The organism is Jatrophihabitans sp. GAS493 (genome assembly GCF_900230215.1).
Taxonomy (GTDB): Bacteria; Actinomycetota; Actinomycetes; order Mycobacteriales; family Jatrophihabitantaceae; genus MT45.
Genome location: NZ_LT907982.1, coordinates 3,128,037 through 3,154,381, shown reverse-complemented (window position 1 = coordinate 3,154,381; position 26,345 = coordinate 3,128,037). Strand labels below are relative to the sequence as shown.

Here is a 26,345-nt window from a genome sequence, read left to right as displayed (position 1 = left end):
CGCTTGGTGGGGAAACCCTGGCATCGCCACTGTCGCAGTGCCGACGCAGTGCCGATTCGACACTGCGACCGGGTCACCAAAGGTCGGCCACAGCGTCCCAGACCGCGGCCGCGAAGAGGTTCTTCGGCCCGGGGTCAATGGTTCGTTCGCTGCCGTCGGCGCCCAGGATGACGCCGGCGTTGTCGTCACGTCCGAAGGCCTTGTCGGCTCCGACCGCGTTCACCACGAGGAGATCGCAGCGTTTGCGGGCCAGCTTCTGCCGCCCGTGGTGGAGCACGTCACCCTGCTCGTCGCCGGTCTCGGCGGCGAACCCGACCAGTAGCTGCCCCGGCCGCCGGGTGGCCACCAACTCAGCGAGCACGTCCGCATTCTTCTCCAGTACGACCGGCGCCGGCTCGTCGCCGGACTTCTTGATCTTGAAGGCCCCGGCGTTGATCGGCCGGAAGTCAGCGACGGCGGCCGCCATCACGACGACGTCAGCCGAGACGGCGGCCTTCAGCACGGCGTCGTGCAGTTGGGCCGCCGTGCCGACGCGAATCACCTCGACACCGGCCGGCGTGGGCAGTTCGACATTGGCGGCGACCAGGGTGACCCGGGCTGCGCCCCGGGCGGCGGCGACGGCGGCCAGCGCGTACCCCTGCTTGCCCGAGGAGGCATTGCCCAGGAAACGCACCGGATCGAGTGGTTCGCGGGTACCGCCGGCACTGATCAGGACGCTGCGACCGACGAGATCCAGCGGCAGGGCGTCGGCCCGGGTTAGTAGTAGTTGCGCGGTACGGACGATCTCCAGCGGTTCCGGCATCCGGCCCTTGCCGGTGTCGGCGCCGGTCAGCCGGCCGCTCGCCGGCTCGAGCACGGTGGCCCCCCGCTGGCGCAACGTGGCCACGTTGGCGACGGTGGCTGGGTGTTCCCACATCTCCGTGTGCATGGCCGGGACGAAGAGGACCGGACAGCGGGCGGTGAGGAGGGTGTTGGTCAGCAGATCGTCAGCCAACCCGTTGGCTGCTTTGGCCAGCAGATCGGCGGTGGCCGGTGCCACCACGACGATGTCGGCCTCCCGACCGATACGGACGTGCGGGACGTCCTCGGCGTGCGACCAGACATCGGTGGCCACCGGGTTGTGGGAGAGCGCGGCCCAGGTCGGGGCGCCGACGAACTTCAACGCCGATTCGGTCGGCACCACGACGACGTCGTGGCCGGCCTCGACGAACTTGCGCAGCGCATCGGCGATCTTGTACGCGGCGATTCCGCCGCCTACGCCGAGGACGATGCGGGCCGGAGCCGAGCCCGCCGAAGCGTTCGAATCACTCATGAGTCACCGACCTTCGCCGTCGAGACGGTCAGACTGATGCGCAGATAACTGCAACCGGCCACCGGACGGTGATGGGTCAGCCTTCGGAGGGCTTGAATTCGATCAGGTCGCTGTTGATCTCGCGGAGCGCGATCGAGAGCGGCTTCTCCTGCGGGGCGGTGTCGACGAGCGGTCCGACGTACTCGAGCAGGCCGTCACCGAGCTGGCTGTAGTACGCGTTGACCTGGCGCGCTCGCTTGGCGGCGATGATGACCAGGGCGTACTTCGACTGGGTACGGTCGAGGAGCTCGTCGATCGGCGGGTTGGTGATGCCTTCGGGTGCGGACACGATTCCGGACACAGATAACCTTCTCAGTTTCGGGTTGCTGCAGGCAGTAGCTGGAACTGCAGCTTTCTAACTTGTCTGCCTCTGCTCGCCGGCTGCCGCTACGGACCCGCAGCAGCTAGCTAATACAGCTGGCTAAACAGCTGGTGAACACAGCTGCTGGGTACGAACAGAGCTGCAGCGCGGCTATTTACTGCAGACAGACTCGATCAATGATACCAACTGGGCCGCAGTCTCGCTGACATCGTCGTTGACGACGATCTTGTCGAATTCGTCACCGGCGTCCAGCTCGATCTTGGCCCGAGCCAGTCTCGCATCGATGACCTCGCTGGACTCGGTGCCGCGCCCGATCAGGCGCCGCTCCAATTCGGCCCAGGACGGCGGGGCCAGGAATACGAACTGCGCGTCCGGCATCGCCTCCCGGACCTGGCGGGCCCCCTGCAGCTCGATCTCGAGCAGCGTCGGTTCGGCCTGCTCCAGCCGTCGCAGCACCGGCTCCCGCGGCGTCCCGTAGAGATTTCCGGCGAACTCGGCGTACTCCAGTAGTGCGGACTGCCGGATCAGTTCCTCGAAGCGCTCGCGGTCCACGAAGCTGTATTCGACGCCATCGCGCTCACCCGGGCGTGGGCTGCGGGTCGTGGCCGAGACCGAGACCCAGATCTGCGGGTACGCGCGCCGGATGGCCGAGACGACGGTTCCCTTGCCGACGCCGGACGGTCCTGAGAGCACGGTCAGTCGAGCGGTCATGTTCGGGAAGATACCGCGCGGACGCAGCGAGCGTGAACTCGAACGGGCCCCGAAGGCCGTTCACCGGGCACCCGGTAACGTCGCGATCATGTCTGATATTGGGTTCCGCCGACTCGGAAACTCCGGCCTGGTCGTCTCCGACGTGGGCTTGGGCTGCAACAATCTCGGCTTCAAGTTGGATGCCGATGAGAGTCGCGAGGTCGTCCATGCCGCACTCGACGCCGGCATCACGCTCTTCGACACCGCCGACTCCTACGGCCTCTCCGAGCAGCGCCTGGGCGAACTGCTGGGCAAGGACCGGGACTCGATCGTGCTGGCGACGAAGTTCGGCTCCGACCTCAACGGCGCCAACGGCGAGGACTGGGGCGCGCGCGGGTCACGTCGGTACATCCAGCGGGCGGTGGAGCGGTCACTACGGCTGCTGCAGACGGATTGGATCGACCTGTACCAGCTGCATCGCCCCGATCCGCTCACTCCGATAGAGGAGACGCTCGCGGCGCTCACCGACCTGGTGCGCAGCGGCAAGGTGCGCTACCTGGGTCACTCGAACTTCAGTGGTTGGCAGGTCGCCGACGCCGAGTGGATCGCCCGCACTCGCGGCTACGAGCACTTCATCAGCGCTCAGAACGAATACAGCCTGCTCGAACGGGGCGTGGAGACCGACGTCGTTCCGGCCCTGCAGAAGTACGGCCTCGGGCTGCTCCCCTACTTTCCCCTCGCCAGTGGCATCCTCACCGGCAAGTACCGCCGCGGGCAGGCGGCGCCGGCTGGTAGTCGGTTGCAGGCCTGGGGTCGCGAGGCACAGTTGACCGACCGGGTCTTCGACGTCGTCGACAAGCTCGAGTACTTCGCGAACGCCCGCTCGATCTCGCTGCTGGAGGTGGCGATCGGTGGTCTGGCCGCCCAGCCAACTGTGAGCAGCGTGATCGCCGGCGCCACGTCGGCCGCCCAGGTGCAGGCCAACGTGGATGCCGGGCGGTGGCGACCAACGGCGAGTGAGCGCGAGGAACTCAGCGCCATCACCGCGGTTGGCTGACCTTTAGCGCAAGCGTCGAAGGTAGTCCGGGCGACGGCTAGCCGCGGAGGAAGGCGAAGGCCTCAACCCGCTCGGCCACCGCCGCTCGCAGCGCCGCGACGTCGGGGCCGGTGCCGAGAATCTCCCGGGAGACGCTGGGGATCACGTTCCGCAGCGAAGCCCCGAAGATGCGGCGGACGCTCTCCGGCGTGCCACCCTGGGCACCGACCCCCGGCACCAGGAACGGCCCGTTCAGGGTGCTCAGGTCGGCCACCGAAGATCCGATGGTCGCGCCCACCACGACGCCGAAGTCTCCCATCGGCGACGCCGTCGCGTTACGGGCCGCCAGCTCGTCGATCACCGTCTGGGCCACCGTTCGCCCGTCTTCGCCGCGCGCGTGCTGGACCTCTGGGCCCTCCGGATTGGAGGTGAGCGCGAGCACGAAGACCCCGGCGTCATTCACCTCGGCCAGCGCGAACGCCGGCTGGAGTGAGCCCACCCCCAGGAAGGGGCTGACCGTGATGGCGTCTACGGCCAGCGGCGACTTCTGATCGAGGTAGGCGTCGGCGTAGGCGGCCATCGTCGACCCGATGTCACCGCGCTTCACATCCAACACGACCAACGCACCCTGTTCCCGCAACCCGGCGACGGTGCGCTCGAGCACGGCGACGCCGGCCGATCCAAACCGTTCGAAGAAGGCGGACTGCGGCTTGACGACCGCCACCGAGTCGCCGAATGCCTCGACGCAACTCATCGAGAAGCGCTCCAACGAGGCGACATCGTCGGCCAGCCCCCAGGATGCGAGGAGCCCCGCGTGCGGGTCGATGCCAGCGCAGAGCGAGCCCCGCGCATTCAGCGCCTCGTCCAGGCGAGCGCCGAAACTGGTCACGACGTCTCCGCCGGAGCGAGCGCTTCGGCGCGGGCGGTGCGTTCGGCACCGGAGAGGTGGGCGTAGCCGACGGCGTCGGCGAGTGAAGCGAAGCCCCGGTCGTCCAGCGCGGTCTCCAGCTCGTCGCGTACCCGCAGCAGCACCGACGGATCTCCGAAGACCGAGGTCCCGACCGACACCGCCGAGGCCCCGGCGAGGATGAACTCGAGTGCGTCCAATCCGCTACGGATGCCGCCCATGCCGAGAATCGGAAGGTGCGGAAGGGCTTTGCGTACCTGCCACACACAGCGCACCGCGACCGGACGGATGGCCGGACCGGAGAGCCCACCGGTCACCCCGCCCAGCGCCGGGGAGAGGGTGTCGGTGTTGATCGACATGCCGAGCAGCGTGTTGATGAGTGAGACCCCGTCGGCACCGGCGTCGGCGCAGGCCCGCGCGATCAGGGTGATGTCGGTGACGTCCGGGGTCAGCTTGGCGAAGATCGGGATGCGCGGGTCGGCCGCCCGGCGCACCGCACCGATCACCCGCGAGGAGGCGGTCACATCGCAGGCGAAGACCTGCCCGCGGCTCTCCACATTGGGACAGGAGATGTTCACCTCAAGCATCGATACCGCCGGGTGGCCGTGCAGCTTGCGGGCGGCCGCTACGAAGTCGTCGGTGCTCCCGCCGGCGATGGAGACGACCGTCTTCGCGTTGTTGGCCTGCAGCCAGGCCAGGTCGTTCTCGATGAAGGAGTCGATCCCCGGGCCCTGTAGGCCGATCGAGTTGAGCATGCCGCTGGGCGTCTCGACCATCCGAGGTGTGGGACGGCCGGAGCGGGCCCGGGGCATGATCGACTTCGTCACCACGGCGCCGAGTTCGGAGACGTCGAAGAACTGCCCCAACTCACGCCCGGCCGCCGCGCATCCGGAGGCGGTGAAGACCGGGTTGGCGAAGGTCGCCGACGCCAGTCGGGTGGTCATGTCGGCCATCAGTTACCCACCATCGCATCGGCTCCGAGAATGTCGTGCGGAACGCGTCCGACGTCGTCCCAGCGCACCCGATCGGCGAGGAAGACCGGCCCGTCGACGCAGGAACGCACCATCCGGGAACGACCGTCGTCTCCTCGGACCGGCAGCACGCACGTCATACAGACACCGACTCCGCAGGCCATCGACTCCTCGACCGCGACCTGAGCCGGAATCGCATTGCGGCGGGCCACGTCACCGACCGCACGCAGCATCGGCATCGGACCGCAGGCGTAGACGACCTCGGCCTTGATTCGGGCGATCGCGTCGTCGAGCACATCGGTGACCCGGCCCCGGATCCCGGCGCTCCCGTCGTCGGTGGTCACCGTCACCGCGCCGACCGCTCGTTTGGCCACCAACTCACCGAAGAGCCGGGTTGAGGTGGCCGCCCCGAGAATGATCTCGACATCGCTGCCCTGTTCGATGAGTCGTTGGGCGAGTGGGATCAGCGGCGCCGTGCCGTAACCGCCGCCGACCAGGACCGCCGGCGTGGCCTTCGGCGGCATCGGGAAGGGTGTTCCCAGCGGGCCGAGAATGTCGAGCACCTCACCGACCCGACGTTCGACCAGCCACTGCGTTCCCGGTCCGTGCGCGGCGACGACGAATTGAATCGTGCCGGCGAAGTCGCTGGTCGGGGTCGCTCCGTAGAGGGCGAAGGATCGGCGCAGCAGCATCGAGGTCTGCGCGCCGCCGACGCCCACCGCCACGAAGTGGCCGGGCCGGAAGCCGGCGGCGATCCCGGGCGCAACCACGGTGAACTGCAGGTACTCCCCCACCTTCTGCAACGCGAAGATCTCCGCCTTCTCCTGCACCGGCCGGGTTCGTTCGACGCCGACGGGCTGGGTCATGACGAGGCTCCGCTGCGCCACTCACTGAACTGGGCGTGCAGGTGTTGCAACGACCTCACACCGACATCGCCGCGCACCAGCTCCTCGATCCCCTGCACCGCCGCCGCCGCGGCCTGCACGGTGGTCAGACAGGGGATACCGGCCGTCACCGCTGCGGTCCGGATCTCATACCCGTCCAGGCGGGGGCCGGAGTTTCCGGGCGACCCCCACGGTGTATTGAGCACCAGGTCGACCTGCCCGGCGGCGATGCGCGACACAATGTTCTCGCCGCCCTCGGAGAACTTCCCGACCACCTCGACCTCGACCCCGTTACGGCGCAGCACCTGTGCGGTACCGACCGTGGCCAGGATGGTGAAGCCCAGATCAGCCAACCGCTTCACCGGGAAGATCACCGCCCGCTTGTCGCGATTGGCGATCGAGACGAAGACCGTCCCCTTGGTCGGCAGCGAGCCGTAGGCCGCGGCCTGGCTCTTGGCGAACGCCGTGCCGAAGTTGGCGTCGAACCCCATCACCTCGCCGGTGGACTTCATCTCCGGTCCGAGGATCGAGTCGACCAGGTCGCCGGCCGGCGTGCGGAAGCGGTGGAAGGGCAGTACCGCCTCCTTCACCGCGATCGGCGCGTCGTCGGGGAGCTTGCCGCCGTCGCCGTGCTTCGGGAGCAGCCCCTCGGCCCGCAGCTCGGCGATGCTGGCTCCGACGGCGATGCGGGCCGCGGCCTTGGCCAGCGGCACCGCGGTCGCCTTCGAGACGAAGGGCACGGTGCGACTGGCCCGCGGGTTCGCCTCCAGGACATAGAGCACGTCGCCGGCCAGCGCGTACTGCACGTTGATGAGGCCGCGCACCCCGATGCCCTTGGCCAGCAGCAGGGTCGAGCGACGGACGTTGTCGATGTCCCCGGCGCCGAGTGTGATCGGCGGCAGCGCACACGCCGAGTCACCGGAGTGAATGCCGGCCTCCTCGATGTGCTCCATGACGCCGCCGAGGTAGATGTCGACCCCGTCGTAGAGAGCGTCCACATCGATCTCGACCGCGTCGTCGAGGAAGCGGTCGACCAGCACCGGGTGATCGTCGGTGATCTCGGTCGCCTTGGCGATGTAGCTGGAGAGGTTGGCCTCGTCGTAGACGATCTCCATGCCGCGGCCGCCGAGGACGTAGGACGGGCGCACCAGCACCGGGTAGCCGATGGTGTCGGCGACCGCCTTGGCCTCCTCGAACGAGGTTGCCGTGCCGTGTTTGGGCGACGGGAGTCCGGCCTCGGTGAGCACCCGGCCGAAGGCGCCACGGTGCTCGGCCAGGTCGATCGCCTCGGGCTGGGTGCCGAGCACGGTGACACCGGCGTCCTTCAGCCGCTGGGCCAGGCCGAGAGGGGTCTGTCCACCCAGCGTGCAGATCACGCCGGCGACGGTGCCCGACTGCTGCTCGGCATGCACGACCTCCAGCACGTCTTCGAAGGTGAGCGGCTCGAAGTAGAGGCGGTCGGCGGTGTCATAGTCGGTGGAGACGGTCTCGGGGTTGCAGTTGACCATCACCGTCTCATAGCCCGCTTCCCGCAGGCTCATCACGGCGTGCACGCAGGAGTAGTCGAATTCGATGCCCTGCCCGATGCGGTTCGGCCCGCTGCCGAGGATCAGGACCTTCGGCTTCTCGGTCTGGGGCGCGACTTCGGTCTCGTCGTCGTAGCAGGAGTAGTGATACGGCGTCACGGCGGCGAACTCGGCGGCACAGGTGTCGACCGTCTTGTAGACCGGGCGGATTCCGGCCCGCAGGCGCAGCAACCGCACCCCGTCCTCGCCGGCCAGCTCGGGGCGCAGGGCCGCCAATTGACGATCGGAGAGCCCGTGCCGCTTGGCGACGCGCAGCAGCTGCGGGGTCAGCGCCGGTGCGTCGACGAGTTCGGCTCGAAGTTCGACCAGACTGGCGATCTGGTCGACGAACCACGGGTCGATACCAGAGAGCTTGGCCAGCTTCTCCACCGAATGTCCGGCGCGCAGCGCCTGCTCAACCCGGTACAGGCGGCCGTCGGTTGGCGTGCCGACCGCGGCGAGCAGCTCCTCGTCGGTCAATAGCGGGTCCGGACGGGTCCAGAAACCGGCGTCCTTGGTCTCCATCGAGCGCAGCGCTTTGCCCAGCGCCTCGGTGAAGTTACGCCCGATCGACATGGCTTCACCAACGCTCTTCATGTGCGTGGTCAGCACCGGGTCAGCGCCCGGGAACTTCTCGAAGGCGAACCGCGGCACCTTCACCACCACGTAGTCCAGAGCCGGCTCGAAGCAGGCTGGGGTCTTCTTGGTGATGTCGTTGTCGATCTCGTCGAGGGTGTACCCGACGGCGAGCTTGGCCGCGATCTTGGCGATCGGGAAGCCGGTCGCCTTCGAGGCGAGCGCACTCGATCGCGAGACCCGCGGGTTCATCTCGATCACGATCATGCGGCCGTTGCTCGGATCGATCGCGAACTGAATGTTGCAGCCGCCGGTATCGACCCCGACCTCGCGCAGCACCGCGATACCGATGTCGCGCATGTGCTGATACTCGCGGTCGGTCAGCGTCATGGCGGGAGCGACGGTGATGGAGTCACCGGTGTGCACGCCCATCGGGTCGATGTTCTCGATGGAGCAGACGACAACGACATTGTCATTGCGGTCGCGCATCAGCTCCAGCTCGAACTCCTTCCAGCCGAAGACGCTCTCCTCGACCAGGACCTCGTGCACCGGGCTCGCGTCGAGTCCACGCTGCACCATGATGCGGACCTCGTCGGCATTGCTGGTGAGTCCGGAGCCCAGGCCCCCCATCGTGAAGCTGGGGCGGATGACGACTTTGTTGTCCACCGTCGCGGCGAAGTCGATCGCCTCCTGGAGGGTGTGGCAGACCAGCGAGGACGGCACGTCCCCACCGATGGTGCGCACGATCTCCTTGAAGCGCTGACGATCCTCACCGCGCTGGATCGCCTCGATGTCGGCGCCGATGAGCTCGACGTTGTACTTCTCCAGGACCCCGTTGTCGTGCAGGGCTACGGCAAGGTTCAGGGCGGTCTGCCCACCGAGGGTGGCCAGGATGGCGTCCGGACGTTCGAGCGCGATGACCTTCTCGACGAACTCCGGGGTGAGTGGCTCGATGTACGTCGCGTCGGCGAACTCGGGATCGGTCATGATGGTGGCCGGGTTGGAGTTCACCAGGCTCACCCGGAAGCCCTCGGCGCGGAGCACCCGGCACGCCTGAGTTCCCGAGTAGTCGAACTCGCAGGCCTGGCCGATGATGATCGGGCCGGAGCCGATGACCAGGATGTGCTGGATGTCGGTGCGCTTCGGCATTACCGGTTGCCCTTCGGGGTTGTGGTGCCGCTTCCGGCGCCCGTGGTGCCCTCGAGCAGCTCGGCGAAGCGATCGAAGAGATAGGCCGCATCATGCGGGCCGGCCGCTGCCTCGGGGTGGTACTGGACCGAGAATGCCTTGGTATCGCGGGCTATCAGGCCCTCCACCACGCCGTCGTTGAGACAGACGTGGCTCACCTCGACCGATCCGAACTCGGTCTCGCTCGGGTGCTCGGTCGGCGCGTCGACGGCGAAGCCGTGGTTGTGGGCGGTGATCTCGACCTTGCCGGTGGTGCGGTCCTGCACCGGCTGGTTGATGCCGCGGTGGCCGTAGCCCAACTTGTAGGTGCCGAAGCCGAAGGCCCGTCCGAGAATCTGGTTGCCGAAACAGATACCGAAGATCGGCACCTCCTCGCGGAGCAGCCCGCGCACCGTCGTGACGGCAGCGTCGGCCGTGCCCGGGTCGCCCGGGCCATTGGCCAGGAAGACCGCATCGGCACCGACGGCGCGAATCTGCTCGACGGTGGCATTGCTCGGCAGCACGTGGGTGGTGATCCCGCGCTCAGCCATCCGGTGCGGCGTCATCGTCTTGATCCCGTAGTCCAGTGCGGCCACGGTGAAGCGATGCTCGCCGATAGCCTCGACGACGTAGGGCTGCTGCGTGCTGACGGCACTGGAGAGGTCGGCGCCGAGCATCGGCGCGCTGTCGGCAACGGCGGCCAGCAACTGCTCCGGCGAACTGGTGGTCGAGATGGCGCAGCGCATCGCCCCCCGCTCGCGCAGATGACGGGTCAGCGCACGGGTGTCGATGCCACTGATCCCGACGATGCCCTGGGCCTGCAACTGCTCGTCCAGGCTGCGCTTGGCCCGCCAGGAGGATGAACGGCGGGCGGGGTCACGCACGACGTAGCCGGCCACCCAGATGCGTGATGACTCGTCGTCCTCGTCGTTCACCCCGGTGTTGCCGATGTGAGGCGCAGTCTGCACGACGATCTGGCGGTAGTACGACGGATCGGTGAGCGTCTCCTGGTAGCCGGTCATAGCCGTGTTGAAGACGGCCTCCCCGAAGGTCTCCCCGGTCGATCCGAAGGATTCCCCGGAGAATGTCCGGCCGTCCTCGAGTACCAGAATCGCGGCTTCGCCTCTGCTCACACCATCGCCCGTTCGTTGATCGCGCGTACCCATTGTGGGTACTCGGTCTTGTCATCGGCCCGTAACCCGGTGTCGAGTTCGGTCTCACCGAGCCGCCAGTTGATCACCATCAACCCGCCCTCACCTACTACTTTTCCAGCCAGCGCCGGTTCCAGCCGGGCGCTCAGTACGTCGCCCAGTGGCAGGAAGACCGGCTCGGCGCCCTCCCGCTCGATCAGCAACCCCTCGTCGTGCAGGGTGACCGACGCGGTGGCGCGCAGGCCAAGTCCCCGGGCCACGACCCGGTCCTGCCAGCTGCGCGCGTACGTCGTGCCGATGTAGATGCCCGACAGCGGCGCGAGACGGGGGTCGGAGAGCCGATGCGGCAGCGATGGCAGGGGGGGCAGGTCGGCTTGGCGCCGGCCGCGGTTGCGCCAACCCAGCCACATTCCGGCGAAGCAGAGCAGGATCGCCGCCAGGCAGGCCAGCACCAGGAGGGTGCGGGTCATGCCGACACCCGAGCCGCCGCCGGGACGAGCGACCCGTCGCGCACGGTGAAGCGGCCGCGGAGCAGGGTCGCCACCACCTTCCCGGGGAGGGTGTAGCCGGCGAACGGAGTGTTCGTCGATTTGGAGGCGAGTTCGCTGGCCGAGACGGTCCACTGCGCGTCCGGGTCGACGAGCGTGAGGTTGGCCGGCTGCCCGACCTCGATGCCGTTGCCGTGGGTCGGGAGCGATCCGATGCGCGCGGGGGCGAGGCTCATCCGGTCGGCGACACCGCGCCAGTCGAGCAAGCCGGGAAGCAGCATGGTCTCGATGACCACCGACAGCGCGGTCTGCAGTCCGAGCATGCCCGGAGACGCCGCCCCCCACTCGGTCTCCTTGTCCTCCAGAGCGTGCGGGGCGTGGTCGGTGGCGACACAGTCGATCGTGCCGTCGGCCAGGCCGGCCCGCAGCGCATTGACGTCCTCGGCGGTCCGCAGCGGCGGGTTCACCTTGAAGACGGGATCGTAGGACTCGGCCAGCTCGTCGGTGAGGATCAGGTGATGCGGGGTGACCTCCGCGGTGACGGCGACCCCGGCCGCCTTCGCCCGCCGGACGATCTCAACCGAGCCGGCGGTCGAGAGGTGGCAGATGTGGACGCGTGAACTCACGTGCTCGGCCAGCAGCACGTCCCGGGCGATGATCGCCTCCTCGGCGACATCCGGCCAGCCGGTGAGGCCCAGCCGGGCTGAGACGATGCCCTCGTTCATCTGCGCTCCGGCAGTCAGGCGCGGCTCCTCGGCATGCTGGGCGATCACGCCGTCGAAGGCCCGGACGTACTCCAGTGCGCGGCGCATCAGGGCCGGATCGGAGACACATGAACCGTCGTCACTGAAGACCCGGACATTGGCCGCCGAGTCGGCCATCGCGCCGAGTTCGGCGAGCTTCTCCCCCGCCCGTCCGAGCGTCACCGCACCGATCGGCTGCACGTCGACCAGACCGGTCTCCCGCCCCAGACGCCAGACCTGCTCGACGACCCCCGCGGTGTCGGCGCAGGGGTCGGTGTTCGGCATCGCGAAGACCGCGGTGTAGCCCCCCAGTGCGGCGGCCTCCGAGCCCGTCTCGACAGTCTCGGCGTCCTCGCGACCTGGTTCACGCAGGTGCGTGTGCAGGTCGACCAGACCGGGTAGCAGCACCGCCCCGGCACCGTCGTAGCTGTCGACGCTCGACTCGACGCCGCCGTGGCTGGCTGCGGTTGCCTCGATCGACTCGATTCGGCCATCGCGGATGAGCACGTCCACCGGGTCCCCGCCGTAGGGGCGCACGTTGCGCAGCAGGACGTCGCTCATACGTCGTCTCCGTTACCGCCGAGAAGTAGGTAGAGGACCGCCATGCGCACGCTTACTCCATTCGTTACCTGTTCTACGATCGCCGACCTTTTCGGATCGTCGGCCACCTCGGGCGCGATCTCCATGCCGCGGTTCATCGGCCCTGGATGCATCACGATCGACTCCTCGGGCAGCGCCGCCATGCGAGCCCGATCAAGTCCGTAGCGCCGCGAATACTCGCGCGCGGAGGGGAAGTACCCGCTGGACATGCGCTCTCGCTGCACCCGCAGCATCATCACCACATCCGACTTCGGAATCGCTTCGTCCAGGTGATAGCTGACCCCGGCCGTCCAGGTCTCGACGCCGACCGGCAGCAGAGTGGGTGGCGCCACGAGTGTCACCTGCGCGCCGAGGGTGTGCAGCAGAGCGACGTTGGAACGAGCGACTCGCGAGTGCAGCACGTCCCCCACGATCGAGACCCGCAGACCGGCCAAGTCGCCGGTGCCGCCGCAGAGACGGCGGCGAATGGTGAAGGCGTCCAGCAGCGCCTGTGTCGGATGCTCGTGCGTTCCGTCGCCGGCGTTGATGACACTTCCCTGCACCCAGTTCGCGAGGCGATTGGCCGCGCCGGAGTAGGAGTGCCGGATGACGACGGCGTCGGCCCCCATCGCCTCCAGAGTCAGCGCCGTGTCCTTCAGCGACTCGCCCTTGGAGACGCTTGAACCCTTAGCCGAGAAGTTGACGACGTCGGCGGAGAGCCGCTTGGCCGCAAGTTCGAAGGACGTACGGGTCCGCGTCGAGTCCTCGTAGAAGAGATTGACCACCGTTCGGCCGCGCAGCGGAGGCAGCTTCTTCACGTCCCGACCGGCCAACGCACGGTCGAGACGATCAGCCGTATCCAGCATTTCGATCGCCTGGGTGCGGTCCAGGTCGTGCGCACTGAGCAGATGACGGGCCATCAGTTGGCCACCACCGGCTCGTCAGCGCCGGGATTCTCACTCGGGCCTGGTCTGAGGTACACGCCGTCGGTCCCGGCCGTCTCGGCGAACTGAACCTGAACCTGCTGGCCGGGCGACGTCGGCAGATTCTTGCCCACGTAGTCGGCCCGGATCGGCAACTCCCGGTGCCCGCGATCGACCAGCACGGCGAGCTGGACGGCCCGCGGGCGACCCAGATCCCGCAGGGCGTCGAGGGCGGCCCGGATCGTGCGGCCGGAGAAGAGGACGTCGTCGACGAGGATGACCAGCTTCCCCTCGATGCCGCCGCGCGGCTCGACCGTCTCAGCCAGGGCACGCACGCCGCGCAGCCGGAGGTCGTCGCGGTAGAGGGTGGTGTCCAGGCAGCCGAGGCCGACCTCGACGGGCTCGAAGGCAGCGATCCGGGCGGCCAGCCGACGGGCCAGCGGAACTCCGCCGGTTGGGATACCCATGAGTACGACGCCGTCGGCACCGCCGGTCTTCTCAAGAATCTGATGTGCCATCCGGTCGATCATGCGGGCGACATCGGAGGCTGAGAAAGTGGCGTCAGAATCGGCGTCCGGACCAGCGTTTGCGGTGGCGGAAACTGTGATTGACGCCTCATCCGGGTCAGAGTCACCGGAACGGCGCATAGCTTCACTAGCCACATAAACCTCGCATAACGTCCTTGTCCGCCTCACTGGACGGGCCCTTAAAGGAAGTCTGACTGGCAAAGTCTAGCAGCGCAGCTATTCTTGAGCCCCGGTAGACGTACGGTCACGAACTTAGTCACCCTGAGTAAATTCGTTCACCCTGCGCTCACCTTCGAGTAACCGCTTCACGACTCATTCGTTATGCAAGCGGCAGCACCAGCCAGAAACACCAGCACCAAGACAACAGCAACCCCACCAGTGACAAGGAAGTTCCAGTGGCTCCCGACGACGACAGCCAGACGGCCGTGCTGACCAGCACTGCACGTACCGACGCCATCAACACCACCAGCGCTGCCGAGGACGACGATCCGCCACCGAGCCGTGAGTACGCCAAGGCTCTCGGCGCCCGGCTGCGCGCGATCCGTGGCCAGCAGCACCTCTCCCTCCACGCGGTCGAGCGCAAGTCCGACGGCAAGTGGAAGGCGGTCGTTGTCGGCTCGTACGAGCGTGGCGACCGCGCGGTTTCGGTGCAGCGTCTCGCCGAGCTCGCGGACTTCTACCGCGTGCCGGTCAGCGTTCTCCTCCCGACCGAAGACCACCCCGGCTCCAGCTCCGCCACCGGCGGCCTGGCCAAGATCGTGCTCAACCTCGAGCGGCTGCACAGCGCGCCGGCTGATGAGGTCACCCTCCTCACCCGCTTCGTCGGCGCGATCCAGCGCGAGCGGGGCGACTATGGCAACCGGGTCCTCTCGATCCGCGCCGAGGACCTGCGCACGCTGGCCATCCTGTACGACACCACGGTCGAGGCCCTCACCGAGCGCCTCGTGCGCTGGCAGGTGCTCGCCCCGGATTCGCTCATCCTCGACGGCGAGCCGTAAATCGACGTGTAGTTGAGAAGGCCGGTTGGTCTCCCTTCATCGGGAGACCAACCGGCCTTCGTCGTTCATGGCCGAGCGCAGTTTGGCCGGGCTCAACCGGTGACGTTCACCTTTCGCCATCGTTGACGCAAGCGGCTGCGGTTCGTCCGGAAGTAGATCGGGTTCCCGATCAAGAGCAGGACCGCCGCGATGCCACCGAGCACCAGACCATGCTTGCTGTGGTCGTGGACGTATACCGCGTGTCGCGGATGAGCGGGGTCCACGAAGACCGGGACCAGACCTCTGACCGGCTTGTCTGCGGACTCGACCACGAGCACATCGCTCTGTTGCCGGCCGTTCAGGTAATAGTCCCCGTATGAGTCGTAGGAACACTGGAACCTGTCGCAATGCTTGTCGGCGTGGGTGACTGTTGCCAGTATCTGTTGGGCCTGCGACGAGTCACGGAGCCGTTGGTCGCCAAGTGCTGACCAGCCCGCAGCGAGGAAGAAGACGAGGCAGAGTTCGGCAAGCAGTTCGATCCGGAACTCCCACAGAGTCGCCCAGGGTCGGGGCCAGCCCCGTGCGCGCCACACATCGGCACCGAGACGGCGCTGGGTCCGGCCGGCGGTGTAGAGACGGCGCAGAAGCGCCCGGCCCGACAACGCGACGGCGATGAAGAGCCAGATGAGCCCGCTCGCCACACCGAAGTCGTAGGAGACGCCGCGCGTCCCGTCGCCGGTCCTCGCTCCGCCGACGTATACGGCTACGAGAGCGACAGCAGCCGGGCCGACTAGCCAGAGCCATCCGAACGTGCCCCACCATGACCAGGGACGCCACCCGGGTTCCTGGTCAGGGATCTCAGTGAACCGCTGCTGCTGCAGGTCGCACAGCATTGCAGAGCTCTTCGCGATCCGCCCGGCGAAGCACCCGCGCCGGCTCAGCCGGTGGCGACGTCCACCGGTGGCGCCTCGCGCATTACCCGGGCCAGCAAGCCGTTCACAAAGCGCGGCGACTCGTCGGTGGAGAGCGTCTTGGCCAACTCGACCGCCTCGTCGATGACGACGGCGTCCGGGATGTCCTCGCGCCAGAGCAGCTCGTACAGGGCGATCCGCAGCACCGCGCGGTCGACGCCGGGCATCCGGTCGATGGTCCAGCCGTCGGAGAACTCCGACAGGATCTCGTCGATTCGCACGACATTCGCCGTCACGCCCTCGACCAGTTCGGTGGTGTACTCGTTGATCGGCACCTCGCTGAGCCGAACGCGCTCGGCCAACGTGCTGATCGCGTCGGCATCGCGCATGTCCGCCTCGTAGAGGACGTCCAATGCCCGCTTCCGGGCCTTGCCCCGAGCCGTCACGTCAGCTGTTCACTCGGCCCAGGTAGCGACCGTCGCGAGTGTCGACCTTGACCTTCTCGCCGGTACTGACGAAGAGCGGAACCTGGATCTCGGCACCGGTCTCGACGGTGGCCGGCTTCGTGCCACCGGTGGCCCGATCGCCCTGCAGCCCCGGGTCGGTGTGCGAGATGATCAGCTCGACGCTGACCGGAAGCTCGATGTAGAGAGCGTTTCCCTCGTGGATCGCAACGGTGGCCTCGGCGTTGTCCAGCAGGTAGTTGGCCGCGTCGCCGACCGTCGCCTCCGGCACCGTCATCTGCTCATACGTCTCGCCGTCCATGAAGACGAAGTCGTTGCCCTCGCGGTAGAGGAACGTCATGCCACGCTTATCCACCGTGGCGGTCTCGACCTTGGTGCCGGCGTTGAAGGTCCGGTCAACCACCTTGCCGGTGAGGACGTTCTTCAGCGTCGTGCGCACGAACGCGCCACCCTTGCCGGGCTTGACGTGCTGGAACTCCACCACGCTCCAGAGCTGACCATCGATGTTGAGGACCAGGCCGTTCTTGAGGTCGTTTGTGCTCGCCACAGCGGATACAACTTTCTTGTCGATTGAATTCACCAGTCTTGGGGCGCCACGAAGCTACAACCGCGCGACGGCCAACTAATGACTCTACTTGCTCGCCGCGATGTCCAGCTCCGACGCGATCCAGGACAGCGCCAGTACATACCCCTGCACGCCGAGGCCGGCGATCACGCCGGAGGCCACCGCGGAGACGTAGGAGTGGTGGCGGAACTCCTCGCGGGCATGGATGTTGCTGATATGCACCTCGACCAGGTCGGCGGTGCGGGCCGAGCAGGCGTCACGCAGGGCCACCGAAGTGTGCGAATAGGCTCCGGGGTTGAAGACGACCGGCGCCTGCGCGTCGGCCGCCTCGTGCAGCCAGCCCAGCAGCTCGCCCTCGCTGTCGGACTGGCGGACCTCGACAATCAGACCGAGCTCGTCACCGGCCCGCACGCAGAGTGCGGCCAGCTGGGCGTGGGTGGTGTCGCCGTAGATAGTGGGCTCGCGGGAGCCGAGCCGCCCCAGATTTGGGCCGTTCAGCACCAGCACCCGCCGGTTCTGCTCGCTCATGCGGTCACCTCCGAGTAGGCCGCGGCCAGCAGCGACGGGTCCGGGTCGTCCGCAGTCGCGGGTTTGGCCAGCCCGTCCAGGATCACGAAGCGCAGCCGGTTGCCCCGGGCCTTCTTGTCCACCCGCATCGTCTCCAGTAGCGAGGCGAATGCGTCATCGCGGTAGCGGGTCGGTAGCCCCAGGGACTCCAGAACTGTGCGGTGCCGATCCGCGGTCGAGTCGTCCAGGCGACCCAGCGCACGACCCAGCGCCGCCGCGTAGACCAGCCCGATAGACACCGCGGCACCGTGGCGCCACTTGTAGCGCTCGGCCTTCTCGATCGCGTGGGCAAGAGTGTGGCCATAGTTGAGGATCTCCCGCAGCCCCTTCTCGGTGAGGTCCTCGCCGACCACATTCGCCTTCACCTGCACGGTGCGTTCGATGAGTTCAGCCTCGACCGGGTTGCCGGCCTTCCCAGCCAGGATCGGGTCGGCTTCGATGAGAGCGAGGATCGTCGGATCGGCGATGAATCCGCACTTCACGACCTCGGCCATACCGGCCAGGTAGTCGTTCGGCGGGAGTGAGTCGAGGGTGTTCAGGTCGCAGATGACACCGACCGGAGGGTGAAACGCCCCGACCAGGTTCTTACCGCGATCGGTGTTGATCCCCGTCTTTCCACCGACGGCCGCGTCGACCATGCCGGCCAGAGTGGTCGGCACCTGCACGACACGGACGCCGCGTAGCCAGGCCGCCGCGACCCAGCCGGCGAGGTCGGTGGTGGCGCCGCCGCCGAGCCCGACGATGGCATCGTTTCGGGTGAAGCCGATCTGGCCGAGCACATCCCAGCAGAAGCCGGCCACCTGCAGCGTCTTCGCCTCCTCGGCGTCCGGCACCTCGATTACGTGGGCGTCGAATCCCTGACCGGCCAGGTCCTCGCGCATCGCCTCGGCGCTCACCTGCAGGGTGGGTGGGTGGATGATCGCCACCCTCGCGGCACCGGTGAGCAGCGGGGCGACTTCGCCCAACAATTCTCGGCCGATCACGACGTCGTACGGCACGCTTCCGGCCACGGTGATGCGCTTGGCTGGGGTCTGGGTCATCGTGTTCCTGCTCCGGAGTTCTCGTCAATGGATTGGGCCGCACCGGGTTCGGAGGGCGGCTCGTCGGTCTCGGGCTCGTCAGCGATGAGCCGCGCGATCACCTCGGCGACCCGGCTGACGCTGCGCCGTTCGGTGTCCACCGTGACCGTGGCAACGTCGCGGTAGAGGCTCGCCCGCTGCTCGGCCAGCTCCGCCAATCGGGTCTGCGGGTCGTCGTTGAGCAGCGGTCGGTCATGGGCGTCGCCCACGCGCTGCAGCAGCGAGACGAGTCCGGTCTTGAGCAGCACCACCGGGGCCGGCGAGGCTGCCAGCGCCACTCGGGTGCGCTCACTCAGAATCGCACCGCCACCCAGGGCCAGAACTCCGTCGAAGTCCAGCAGGGCGGCGACGATCGCGTCGGCCTCGATCTCGCGAAACCGAGACTCGCCATCGGCCTCGAAGATCTCACCGACCGACCGCCCGGCCCGGGCGACGACCAGATCGTCGGAGTCGGCGAAGCCCACTTCGAGCAGGTCGGCCAGCCGACGCCCGACGCTCGTCTTGCCGGTGCCGGGCATCCCCACGAGCACCGCGCGAACCGTGCTCATGACCTCACAACCCGACGGCCGGCAGCGGTCACGACGGTTCTGAACCGGCAGCGGCTATCTGGCCGGCCGGCAGGTGGAGTCCCGGCGCCGGGGTGAGGCCACGCTCGACCAGGTGCGCCAGGTATCCAGCGACATTGCGGGAGGTCTCGGCGACCGAGTCACCGCCGAACTTCTCGAGCACCGCCTCGGCCAGCACCAGAGCAACCATCGCCTCGGCCACTACCCCGGCGGCCGGCACCGCGCAGACGTCCGAGCGTTGGTTGATCGCGACGGCCGCCTCACCGGTCGCGGTGTCGACGGTAGCCAGCGCCCGGGGCACGGTGGAGATCGGTTTCATCGCCGCGCGCACCCGAAGGGTCTCGCCGGTGCTGATCCCGCCCTCGGTGCCGCCGGCCCGACCGGAGACGCGGCGGATTGCTCCATCGGACTCCCGGACGATCTCGTCGTGGGCCTGCGAGCCACGAATTCGGGCTAGCTCGAAGCCGTCGCCGACCTCGACGCCCTTGATCGCCTGGATACCCATCAGCGCGGCAGCCAACCGTGAGTCGAGCCGACGATCACCCTGAACATGACTGCCCAGGCCGGGCGGCAGGCCGTAGGCCAGCACCTCCACGACGCCGCCCAGGGTGTCGCCCGCGGTCTTCGTCGCATCGATCTCAGCGATCATGGCCGCCCCCGCCGCCGCGTCCAGGCAGCGGACCGGTGATTCGTCCACGACGTCCTCCTCGCCGGGCCGGGGTACGACACCCGCCGGCGCACTCACCGATCCGATGCTCACGACGTGACTGAGGATCTCGATGCCGACACTCTGTCGGAGGAAGGCTCGCGCAACCGTGCCGAGGGCGACGCGGGCCGCCGTCTCGCGAGCGCTGGCCCGCTCCAGCACGGGGCGGGCGTCCTCGAGGTCGTACTTCTGCATGCCGGCCAGATCGGCGTGTCCAGGGCGCGGACGGGTCAGCGGGGCGTTACGAGCCTGAGCGGCCAGCACCTCGGGGTCGACCGGGTCGGCGCTCATCACCGTCTCCCACTTGGGCCACTCGGTGTTGCCCACGCGGACCGCGATCGGGCCGCCCATGGTGACGCCGTGCCGGACTCCCCCGGTCAGCTCCACCTCGTCGGCCTCGAACTTCATCCGCGCACCCCGGCCGTACCCCAGACGCCGGCGGGCCAGATCCTTCGCCAGATCACCTGTCGTCACCGCTACACCCGCCGGCAACCCGTCGAGCATCGCCACCAGGGCGGGGCCGTGGGACTCACCTGCTGTCATCCATCGCAACACGCAGACAGTCTCTCATCGACGGTGTAATTCATTCCTGGCCGGTCGCCGGTTTGGTGGCCTGCGCTCAGTTCAACTCAAGCTACTCAAAGCAACCGGTGCAGGCCGGTGACGACGAAGGCACCGAAGATCAGCGACGGGCCGAACGGGATCAGGCTCTTCATCGTGCCGCGCCGGGTCACCAACTGCCCGACGCCGACGATCGATCCGAGGACGAAACCGGCGAAGACGCCGTAGTAGACCTCAAGCCATCCGAACCATCCGAGCATGCCGGCCAGCACCCCGAGCAGCTTCACGTCACCGAACCCGAATGATTTCGGCGAGACCATCACCACCGCGAAGAAGATCGCGAAGACCAGCAGGCCGGCCCCCAGCGTCCGCAGCAGCGAGGACCAGTCCCGCTGGGTCGCTGCGGCCAGGCCGAGCAGCAGCAGACCGCCCGCCCCCGCCGCACCGACCAGCCGGTCGGGCAGGCGCTTGGTCTCGTAGTCGATGACGACCAGCGGAGTCTGTACGGCGGCCAGGAAGAGGAGAGCCGGCAGCGCCGCGCTGAGGCCCGCGCCCGCTGCGGCGAGGACGCTGAGCGTCACGGCGATCGCGGTGGTGGCCAGAACGCGCCCGGCATTCACGGGCGCGGGCCGCCACCAGCGCCCGTCACTGCGATCAGCCGCACTGACGCTCAGGCGAGCCAGGTAGGGCGACAGAACGGCACCGCAGACCGCTCCGATCAGCGCGGCCGGTGCATTCACGACAGTGAGCGTAGAGGGTTGCCGGACGGGCGGCTTGCGACGGCGACGACGCCGGGGAAGGCTGATGCGGTGAGCGACACGCCAGGGCAGCATTCGGCCCGCGAGCCGTCCCGGGCGAACCGGATGCCGGCTCCGAGCGACCGCTTCGACGCGGTGCTGATCGCCGGCGGCGGCGGCCGGCGTCTGGGTGGTGTCGACAAACCCGGCTTGCAGCTGGGTGATCAGCAGCTTCTCGACCGCGTACTGGACGCGGCGGTCGGCGCCGAGCATCGGATTCTGGTGGCCGGGAGCGACCAACCGAGCGCCGACCGGGCCGAGGACTCCGGGCGATATCCGGATCTGATCCGCTGCACCGAGCAGCCACCGGGCTCGGGGCCCTTGTCGGCGCTGCTGACCGGTGCTCGCCTCACCGCGGCCCCTACGGTGCTGATCCTGGCCGGCGATCTACCCTTCATCGCCCCGGCCATCGTGCCGCTGCTGCGCGGTTGCGCAACCGGCCCGGCCGTGCTCGTCGACTCCGACGGGCGGGCTAACCTGCTCGCTTCAGCGTGGCCCCGCAACACCCTGCTGGCCCGTCTGGAGCACATCGGCGACCCGACGAACCAGCCGATGCGACGGCTCATTGAGGGGGTCGACTGGACCTCCGTGCCGGATCTGGGCGGCTGGGGTGAGGACTGTGACACCTGGGCGGATGTGGAGCGGGCCCGAGACCTCCTGCGGTAGGCTCGGCTAGTCGGTCACGGCGTCGGCGCGGGAGTACAGATTCATACGACCGCTACGCACCATGCCGGCCAGCAGCAACTCGTGCTCCCGGGACAGGTCGAGGGCCAGGCTGGTCGGGGCGGAGACGGCCACGATCGCCGCCACCCCGGCGGCCACCGCCTTCTGCACGATCTCGAACGACACCCGGCCGCTCACGACGAGCACGTGGGAGCTCATCGGCAACCGATGCTGCAGCAGCCCCCATCCGATGACCTTGTCGGTCGCGTTGTGTCGCCCGACATCCTCACGGACGACCAGCAGTTCACCCTCCACCGTCGCCAGCGCCGCCGCGTGCACGCCACCGGTGCGGGCGAAGGCTCGCTGCTGCTCCCGCATCGACTCGGGCAGGCCCTGGACGATGTCGCGGGAGATCCTCCAGTCAGCGGGGGCGGCCGGCCAGCGGCGCAGCAGTGCGGTCTCCAAAACGTCAGCGCTGCAGACGCCACAGGAACTCGAGGTCACGAAGGCTCGCGGTCGCGGGGCCTGCACCCCGGGCGCGAGCGAGATGAGAACCCGCTCCGAATCTCGGGATTCGCGCAACTGCTGGATGTCGCTCGGCCCCCGGACTCCGGACTCGACGGTGAGCCAACCAGCCGCCAATTCCAGGTCATGCCCCGGGGAGCGCATCAGGGTGGCCAGCGGCTCACCGTCAAGGATCAGCGTCAGTGGCGCCTCGACAGCTAGGTCGTCAGCCACGCTCTCGCGCGGGGTCTGGCGCAGCCGCACCACCGCGCGGCGGGTCGTACTCACCGGCATAGGCCGACTGTAGCTCTTCGGGCGAATCTGGGGCCGTGACCGTCGTTTCGTCCTAGGGTGGAAATATGCCCGACAGCGACCGGATCGATCCCGTACCAACCGAGGTGAGCGAGCCGAAGACCAGTGCGGTCGGATTACCGGGGATCCTCCACTCCATGCAGTACGCCCTGGCCGAGATGGGACCGACCCGTACCGCCAAGACGCTCTCCAAGATGAACCACGTCGACGGCTTCGACTGCCCGAGCTGCGCGTGGCCGGATCCCGATCGACGCAAAGCGGCCGAATTCTGCGAGAACGGCGCCAAGGCCGTCTCCTGGGAGGCGACCCGCAAGCACATCGGCGCTGACTTCTTCGCCGAACACCCGGTAGCCGAACTGCGGGAGATGACCGATCACTGGCTCGAGGCCCAGGGACGGCTCACTGAGCCGCTCCTGCTGGCCGCCGGCGACACCCACTACCGCCCGGTCAGCTGGAAGACGGCGACGACGATGGTCGCGGACTCGCTGCGAAACCTGGCGAACCCGAATCGGGCCGCCTTCTATACCAGCGGACGAGCCAGCAATGAAGCTGCGTTCGTGTACCAACTGCTGGCACGCCAGTTGGGGACGAACAACCTGCCCGACTGCTCCAACATGTGCCACGAATCGAGCGGGTCGGCCCTCACCGAAACACTGGGGATCGGCAAGGGCAGTGTGACCCTCGACGACCTGACGCTGCACGCAGAACTGATCGTGATCGTCGGACAGAACCCGGGTACCAACCATCCCCGGATGCTCACGGCCCTGGAGGACGCCAAACGGCGGGGGGCCCGGATCGTCGCGATCAACCCGCTGCCGGAGGCCGGGCTGCAGCGATTCCGCAACCCGCAGCGAGTCAGCGGCATCCTCGGACGCGGCACGAAACTGGCCGACCGCTATCTGGCGGTTCGCGTGAACGGCGACCTGGCCCTGTTCAACGCCGTCAACCGACTGCTCGTCGAACGCGATGAATCAGCGGCCGGACCGGTGCTGGATCACGATTTCATCCGCGAGTACACCGATGGGTTCGACCAGGCCCGCGCTGGCTGGCTGGCCACTGACTGGCCCTCGCTGCAGCAGCAGTCCGGACTCGACCGCCACGAGCTCGAGCAATTCGTGGACGATGTCGTCTCGGCGAAGAGCATCGTGGTCTGCTGGGCCATGGGACTGACCCAGCACAAGAACTCGGTGGCGACGATCCGTGAGATCACCAACTTCCTACTCCTGCGCGGGAACATCGGCCGCCCGGGCGCCGGAGTCTGCCCGGTGCGCGGCCACAGCAACGTGCAGGGTGACCGGACGATGGGTATCTACGAGAAGCCGGCACCGGCCTTCCTGGACGCGCTGCGGACGGAGTTCGGATTCGACCCGCCCCGCGAGCACGGGCACGACACCGTCGACACGATCCGGGCGATGCGCGACGGCCAGATCGATGTCTTCATCGGACTGGGCGGCAACTTCGCGCTGGCCACGCCGGATACCGCCGTCACGGAGGCCGCGTTGGAGCGCTGCGACCTGACCGTGCAGATATCGACGAAGCTCAACCGGTCGCATCTGCGCGGCGGGCGGCAGGCGCTCATCCTCCCCTGCCTCGGCCGTACCGAGCGAGATATCCGTGACGGTGTTGAACAGTTCGTCACCGTTGAGGACTCCATGAGCATGGTGCACTCGTCGCGAGGCCGGTTGCCGGCCGGCTCCGACCAACTTCGCAGCGAGGTCGCGATCGTCACCGCAATCGGTGACACGCTCTTCGGCAGCGGACCCGACGATGCCGTTGCGTGGAGGCAGATGGGCAATGATTACCGGATCATTCGCAAGCACATCGAGCATGTGGTGCCAGGCTTTCACGCCTTCGAGGAACGGATCGCGAACCCGGGCGGCTTCATCCTGCCCAATCCACCTCGGGACGCGCGCGAGTTCAAGACCGACACCGGTCGAGCTCACCTCACGGTGAACCCGCCAACCGCGATCGTCGCACCGCCGGGGCATCTCATCCTGCAGACAGTGCGCTCGCACGACCAGTTCAACACGACCATCTACGGCCTCGACGACCGCTACCGTGGAATCCACGGCGGTCGGATGGTCGTCTTCGTCAACGCTGACGATCTGCGGGAACAGGGGATCAGCGACGGTGCGATGGTCGACATCGTGAGCGTCTGGGGCAGCGAAGAGCGGCGCGCCGCAGGGTTTCGGGTGGTCAGTTACGAGACGCCGAAGGGGTGCGCTGCGGCGTACTACCCGGAGACGAACGTCCTCATCCCGCTCGACTCGACAGCCGATGTCAGCAATACGCCAACCTCGAAGTCGATCGTCGTGCGCCTGGAACCACAGCGCGGCTGATTCAGCGGATGGGCGAACTGCCGCAGAATGGCGGCATGACGAGCACGCTCCGCTGCCCGTGCGGATCGGGTGAGACGTATCCGAACTGCTGTGGCCGCTTCCACTCCGGCCTGTCGGATGCGCCGACGGCCAAGGCCCTGATGCAATCGCGCTTCAGTGCCTTCGCCGTCGGCGACGAGTCCTACCTGCTTGCGACCTGGCATCGGTCGACGCGCCCGGCCCGCCTTGAGCTCGACAGCGGCACGCGCTGGACCCGCCTCGACATCGTCCAGACGTTGCAAGGCGGGCCCTTCGACACTCAAGGCGTCGTAGAGTTCGACGCTCACTACCGAAGCGGTACGCAGCGCGGTGTACAGCACGAGCGCAGCCTCTTCACGCGCGAGCGGCAGCGCTGGTTCTACCTGAGCGGCGAGAACCTATGAACTGACGGCCTGCGCACGGTGCGGGAGCTTCCAGCCCGGCCGTGGGTAATGGCAGGTGTAGCCGTTCGGGTACTTCTCGAGGTAATCCTGATGCTCGGGCTCCGCCTCCCAGAACGGACCGGCCGCGGCGACTTCGGTGACGACCTTGCCCGGCCAGAGACCGGAGGCGTCCACATCGGCGATGGTCTCCTCGGCCACGCGCTTCTGCTCGTCACTGGTGTAGAAGATGGCCGAGCGGTAGCTCGCCCCAATGTCGTTGCCCTGACGATTCTTGGTCGACGGGTCGTGCACCTGGAAGAAGAACTCGAGGAGGTCGCGATAGCTGGTCTGCTCGGGGTCGAAGACGATCTCCAAAGCCTCGGCGTGCGATCCGTGGTTGCGGTAGGTGGCGTTCGGAGTATCGCCTCCGCTGTACCCGACCCGGGTCGACATCACTCCGGGGCGGCGGCGCAGAAGGTCCTGCATCCCCCAGAAACAACCTCCGGCCAGGATCGCCGTCTCAGTGGTAGCCGTCATTGCTGTCTCCTTCATCTCTTCGGTGAAACTTACGGTGTTGGTGACTGCCCATCCTGAACGCCTGCGTCCTCGAAGGTCATCGAGATGGAGTTGATGCAGTACCTCAGGTCGGTCGGCGTCTCATAGCCCTCGCCGGCGAAGACATGCCCGAGGTGGCTGTGGCAGTTTGCGCAGACGACCTCGGTGCGCACCGTCCCCATGCTCCGATCCTCGACCTCGATCACGCTGTCGCCGGCCAGCGGAGTGAAGAAACTCGGCCATCCGCAGTGCGAGTCGAACTTGGCGTCGCTACGGAACAGCTCACTTCCGCAGGCCCGACAGCTGTAGCTGCCGGTGCGATGGTTATCGGTGTATTCACCGACGAACGGCCGCTCGGTCGCGGCCTGGCGTAGAACTGCATATTCAGCGGGGCTCAACTCGGCCCGCCACTGCTCATCGGTCTTCACGACCGGCGCGGAACTTCCAATTCTGGTCATGTCTATTGAACTGTCCAGCCCTCGAATGTGTTCCACTGTC

Annotated in this window: 26 protein-coding genes and 1 pseudogene; 5 read left to right on the top strand and 22 right to left on the bottom strand. The window is 67.7% G+C overall.

Annotated elements, in window-relative coordinates; genetic code table 11:
* Positions 1 to 73 precede the first annotated feature (73 nt).
* From coaBC to gmk, 3 genes are all read right to left on the bottom strand, one after another.
* A complete protein-coding gene (coaBC, locus tag CPH63_RS14640; protein ID WP_096303612.1) occupies positions 74 to 1,312 on the bottom strand; it encodes a bifunctional phosphopantothenoylcysteine decarboxylase/phosphopantothenate--cysteine ligase CoaBC in 1,239 nt (412 codons plus the stop codon).
* A gap of 76 nt (positions 1,313 to 1,388) precedes the next feature.
* Positions 1,389 to 1,652, bottom strand: a complete 264-nt coding sequence (rpoZ, locus tag CPH63_RS14635) for a DNA-directed RNA polymerase subunit omega (protein ID WP_096303611.1) — start codon at positions 1,650 to 1,652, stop codon at positions 1,389 to 1,391.
* 171 nt (positions 1,653 to 1,823) lie between these two features.
* Positions 1,824 to 2,384, bottom strand: a complete 561-nt coding sequence (gmk, locus tag CPH63_RS14630; RefSeq protein WP_096303610.1) for a guanylate kinase — start codon at positions 2,382 to 2,384, stop codon at positions 1,824 to 1,826.
* A gap of 97 nt (positions 2,385 to 2,481) precedes the next feature.
* Between gmk and CPH63_RS14625 the strand changes: the two genes are divergently transcribed.
* Positions 2,482 to 3,420 carry an aldo/keto reductase gene (locus CPH63_RS14625; RefSeq protein WP_096305170.1) on the top strand — a complete coding sequence of 313 codons (939 nt, stop codon included), beginning with the start codon at positions 2,482 to 2,484 and terminating at the stop codon, positions 3,418 to 3,420.
* 37 nt (positions 3,421 to 3,457) lie between these two features.
* On the opposite strand, the gene pyrF is transcribed toward CPH63_RS14625, so the two are convergent.
* The 9 genes from pyrF to pyrR are packed head-to-tail and all read right to left on the bottom strand — an operon-like array spanning position 3,458 to position 14,000.
* Positions 3,458 to 4,288 carry an orotidine-5'-phosphate decarboxylase gene (gene pyrF / locus CPH63_RS14620; protein ID WP_096303609.1) on the bottom strand — a complete coding sequence of 277 codons (831 nt, stop codon included), beginning with the start codon at positions 4,286 to 4,288 and terminating at the stop codon, positions 3,458 to 3,460.
* Positions 4,285 to 5,259 carry a dihydroorotate dehydrogenase gene (locus CPH63_RS14615; RefSeq protein ID WP_172892220.1) on the bottom strand — a complete coding sequence of 325 codons (975 nt, stop codon included), beginning with the start codon at positions 5,257 to 5,259 and terminating at the stop codon, positions 4,285 to 4,287. The genes pyrF and CPH63_RS14615 overlap by 4 nt, the downstream gene beginning before the upstream one ends.
* Positions 5,259 to 6,143: a dihydroorotate dehydrogenase electron transfer subunit gene (locus tag CPH63_RS14610; RefSeq protein ID WP_096305169.1), complete on the bottom strand. Its 885-nt coding sequence runs from the start codon at positions 6,141 to 6,143 to the stop codon at positions 5,259 to 5,261. The genes CPH63_RS14615 and CPH63_RS14610 overlap by 1 nt, the downstream gene beginning before the upstream one ends.
* Positions 6,140 to 9,451, bottom strand: coding sequence for a carbamoyl-phosphate synthase large subunit (gene carB, locus CPH63_RS14605; protein WP_096303607.1), 3,312 nt, complete (start codon positions 9,449 to 9,451; stop codon positions 6,140 to 6,142). The genes CPH63_RS14610 and carB overlap by 4 nt, the downstream gene beginning before the upstream one ends.
* Positions 9,451 to 10,635 carry a glutamine-hydrolyzing carbamoyl-phosphate synthase small subunit gene (gene carA, locus CPH63_RS14600; protein ID WP_096303606.1) on the bottom strand — a complete coding sequence of 395 codons (1,185 nt, stop codon included), beginning with the start codon at positions 10,633 to 10,635 and terminating at the stop codon, positions 9,451 to 9,453. The genes carB and carA overlap by 1 nt, the downstream gene beginning before the upstream one ends.
* Positions 10,599 to 11,090 (bottom strand): transporter, encoded by a 492-nt coding sequence (locus CPH63_RS14595; RefSeq protein ID WP_096303605.1) that lies wholly within the window; start codon positions 11,088 to 11,090, stop codon positions 10,599 to 10,601. The genes carA and CPH63_RS14595 overlap by 37 nt, the downstream gene beginning before the upstream one ends.
* The gene (locus CPH63_RS14590) at positions 11,087 to 12,412 is read right to left on the bottom strand and encodes a dihydroorotase (RefSeq protein WP_096303604.1); all 1,326 of its coding nucleotides are present in this window, start codon (positions 12,410 to 12,412) and stop codon (positions 11,087 to 11,089) included. Before CPH63_RS14590 ends, CPH63_RS14595 begins: the two co-directional genes overlap by 4 nt.
* Positions 12,409 to 13,350, bottom strand: a complete 942-nt coding sequence (locus CPH63_RS14585) for an aspartate carbamoyltransferase catalytic subunit (protein WP_096303603.1) — start codon at positions 13,348 to 13,350, stop codon at positions 12,409 to 12,411. Before CPH63_RS14585 ends, CPH63_RS14590 begins: the two co-directional genes overlap by 4 nt.
* Positions 13,350 to 14,000 carry a bifunctional pyr operon transcriptional regulator/uracil phosphoribosyltransferase PyrR gene (gene pyrR / locus CPH63_RS14580; protein ID WP_096303602.1) on the bottom strand — a complete coding sequence of 217 codons (651 nt, stop codon included), beginning with the start codon at positions 13,998 to 14,000 and terminating at the stop codon, positions 13,350 to 13,352. Before pyrR ends, CPH63_RS14585 begins: the two co-directional genes overlap by 1 nt.
* 335 nt (positions 14,001 to 14,335) lie before the next feature.
* On the opposite strand from pyrR, the gene CPH63_RS14575 reads away from it, so the two are divergent.
* A complete protein-coding gene (locus CPH63_RS14575; RefSeq protein WP_096305168.1) occupies positions 14,336 to 14,878 on the top strand; it encodes a transcriptional regulator in 543 nt (180 codons plus the stop codon).
* 92 nt (positions 14,879 to 14,970) lie between these two features.
* Here CPH63_RS14575 and CPH63_RS14570 read toward each other — a convergent pair whose 3' ends face one another.
* From CPH63_RS14570 to CPH63_RS14535, 7 genes and pseudogenes are all read right to left on the bottom strand, one after another.
* Entirely contained in the window at positions 14,971 to 15,750 is a 780-nt protein-coding gene (locus tag CPH63_RS14570; protein WP_096303601.1) for a hypothetical protein, read from the bottom strand.
* A gap of 44 nt (positions 15,751 to 15,794) precedes the next feature.
* Positions 15,795 to 16,214, bottom strand: a complete 420-nt coding sequence (gene nusB / locus CPH63_RS14565; RefSeq protein ID WP_096303600.1) for a transcription antitermination factor NusB — start codon at positions 16,212 to 16,214, stop codon at positions 15,795 to 15,797.
* A gap of 1 nt (position 16,215) precedes the next feature.
* Positions 16,216 to 16,779 (bottom strand): elongation factor P, encoded by a 564-nt coding sequence (gene efp, locus CPH63_RS14560; protein WP_091358159.1) that lies wholly within the window; start codon positions 16,777 to 16,779, stop codon positions 16,216 to 16,218.
* A gap of 84 nt (positions 16,780 to 16,863) precedes the next feature.
* On the bottom strand, positions 16,864 to 17,325 hold the full coding sequence (aroQ, locus tag CPH63_RS14555) for a type II 3-dehydroquinate dehydratase (RefSeq protein ID WP_096303599.1): 462 nt from the start codon (positions 17,323 to 17,325) through the stop codon (positions 16,864 to 16,866).
* Positions 17,322 to 18,991: pseudogene (aroB, locus tag CPH63_RS23770) on the bottom strand (3-dehydroquinate synthase). The gene aroQ and the pseudogene aroB overlap by 4 nt, the downstream one beginning before the upstream one ends.
* Positions 18,992 to 19,019: 28 nt before the next feature.
* Positions 19,020 to 20,267: a chorismate synthase gene (gene aroC / locus CPH63_RS14540; RefSeq protein ID WP_096305167.1), complete on the bottom strand. Its 1,248-nt coding sequence runs from the start codon at positions 20,265 to 20,267 to the stop codon at positions 19,020 to 19,022.
* A gap of 86 nt (positions 20,268 to 20,353) precedes the next feature.
* Positions 20,354 to 21,016: an A24 family peptidase gene (locus CPH63_RS14535; protein WP_157749574.1), complete on the bottom strand. Its 663-nt coding sequence runs from the start codon at positions 21,014 to 21,016 to the stop codon at positions 20,354 to 20,356.
* 69 nt (positions 21,017 to 21,085) lie between these two features.
* Between CPH63_RS14535 and CPH63_RS14530 the strand changes: the two genes are divergently transcribed.
* Positions 21,086 to 21,739: a molybdenum cofactor guanylyltransferase gene (locus CPH63_RS14530; protein WP_157749573.1), complete on the top strand. Its 654-nt coding sequence runs from the start codon at positions 21,086 to 21,088 to the stop codon at positions 21,737 to 21,739.
* A 6-nt stretch (positions 21,740 to 21,745) separates the two neighbouring features.
* Here CPH63_RS14530 and fdhD read toward each other — a convergent pair whose 3' ends face one another.
* Positions 21,746 to 22,534, bottom strand: a complete 789-nt coding sequence (fdhD, locus tag CPH63_RS14525) for a formate dehydrogenase accessory sulfurtransferase FdhD (protein WP_096303594.1) — start codon at positions 22,532 to 22,534, stop codon at positions 21,746 to 21,748.
* A gap of 65 nt (positions 22,535 to 22,599) precedes the next feature.
* On the opposite strand from fdhD, the gene CPH63_RS14520 reads away from it, so the two are divergent.
* On the top strand, positions 22,600 to 24,891 hold the full coding sequence (locus tag CPH63_RS14520) for an FdhF/YdeP family oxidoreductase (protein ID WP_096303593.1): 2,292 nt from the start codon (positions 22,600 to 22,602) through the stop codon (positions 24,889 to 24,891).
* 35 nt (positions 24,892 to 24,926) lie between these two features.
* Positions 24,927 to 25,313 (top strand): YchJ family protein, encoded by a 387-nt coding sequence (locus tag CPH63_RS14515; protein ID WP_096305166.1) that lies wholly within the window; start codon positions 24,927 to 24,929, stop codon positions 25,311 to 25,313.
* On the opposite strand, the gene msrA is transcribed toward CPH63_RS14515, so the two are convergent.
* A complete protein-coding gene (gene msrA, locus CPH63_RS14510; protein ID WP_096303592.1) occupies positions 25,308 to 25,829 on the bottom strand; it encodes a peptide-methionine (S)-S-oxide reductase MsrA in 522 nt (173 codons plus the stop codon). The genes CPH63_RS14515 and msrA overlap by 6 nt on opposite strands.
* Before the next feature lie 29 nt (positions 25,830 to 25,858).
* Positions 25,859 to 26,305 (bottom strand): peptide-methionine (R)-S-oxide reductase MsrB, encoded by a 447-nt coding sequence (msrB, locus tag CPH63_RS14505; RefSeq protein WP_096303591.1) that lies wholly within the window; start codon positions 26,303 to 26,305, stop codon positions 25,859 to 25,861.
* Between the last annotated feature and the right edge of the window lie 40 nt (positions 26,306 to 26,345).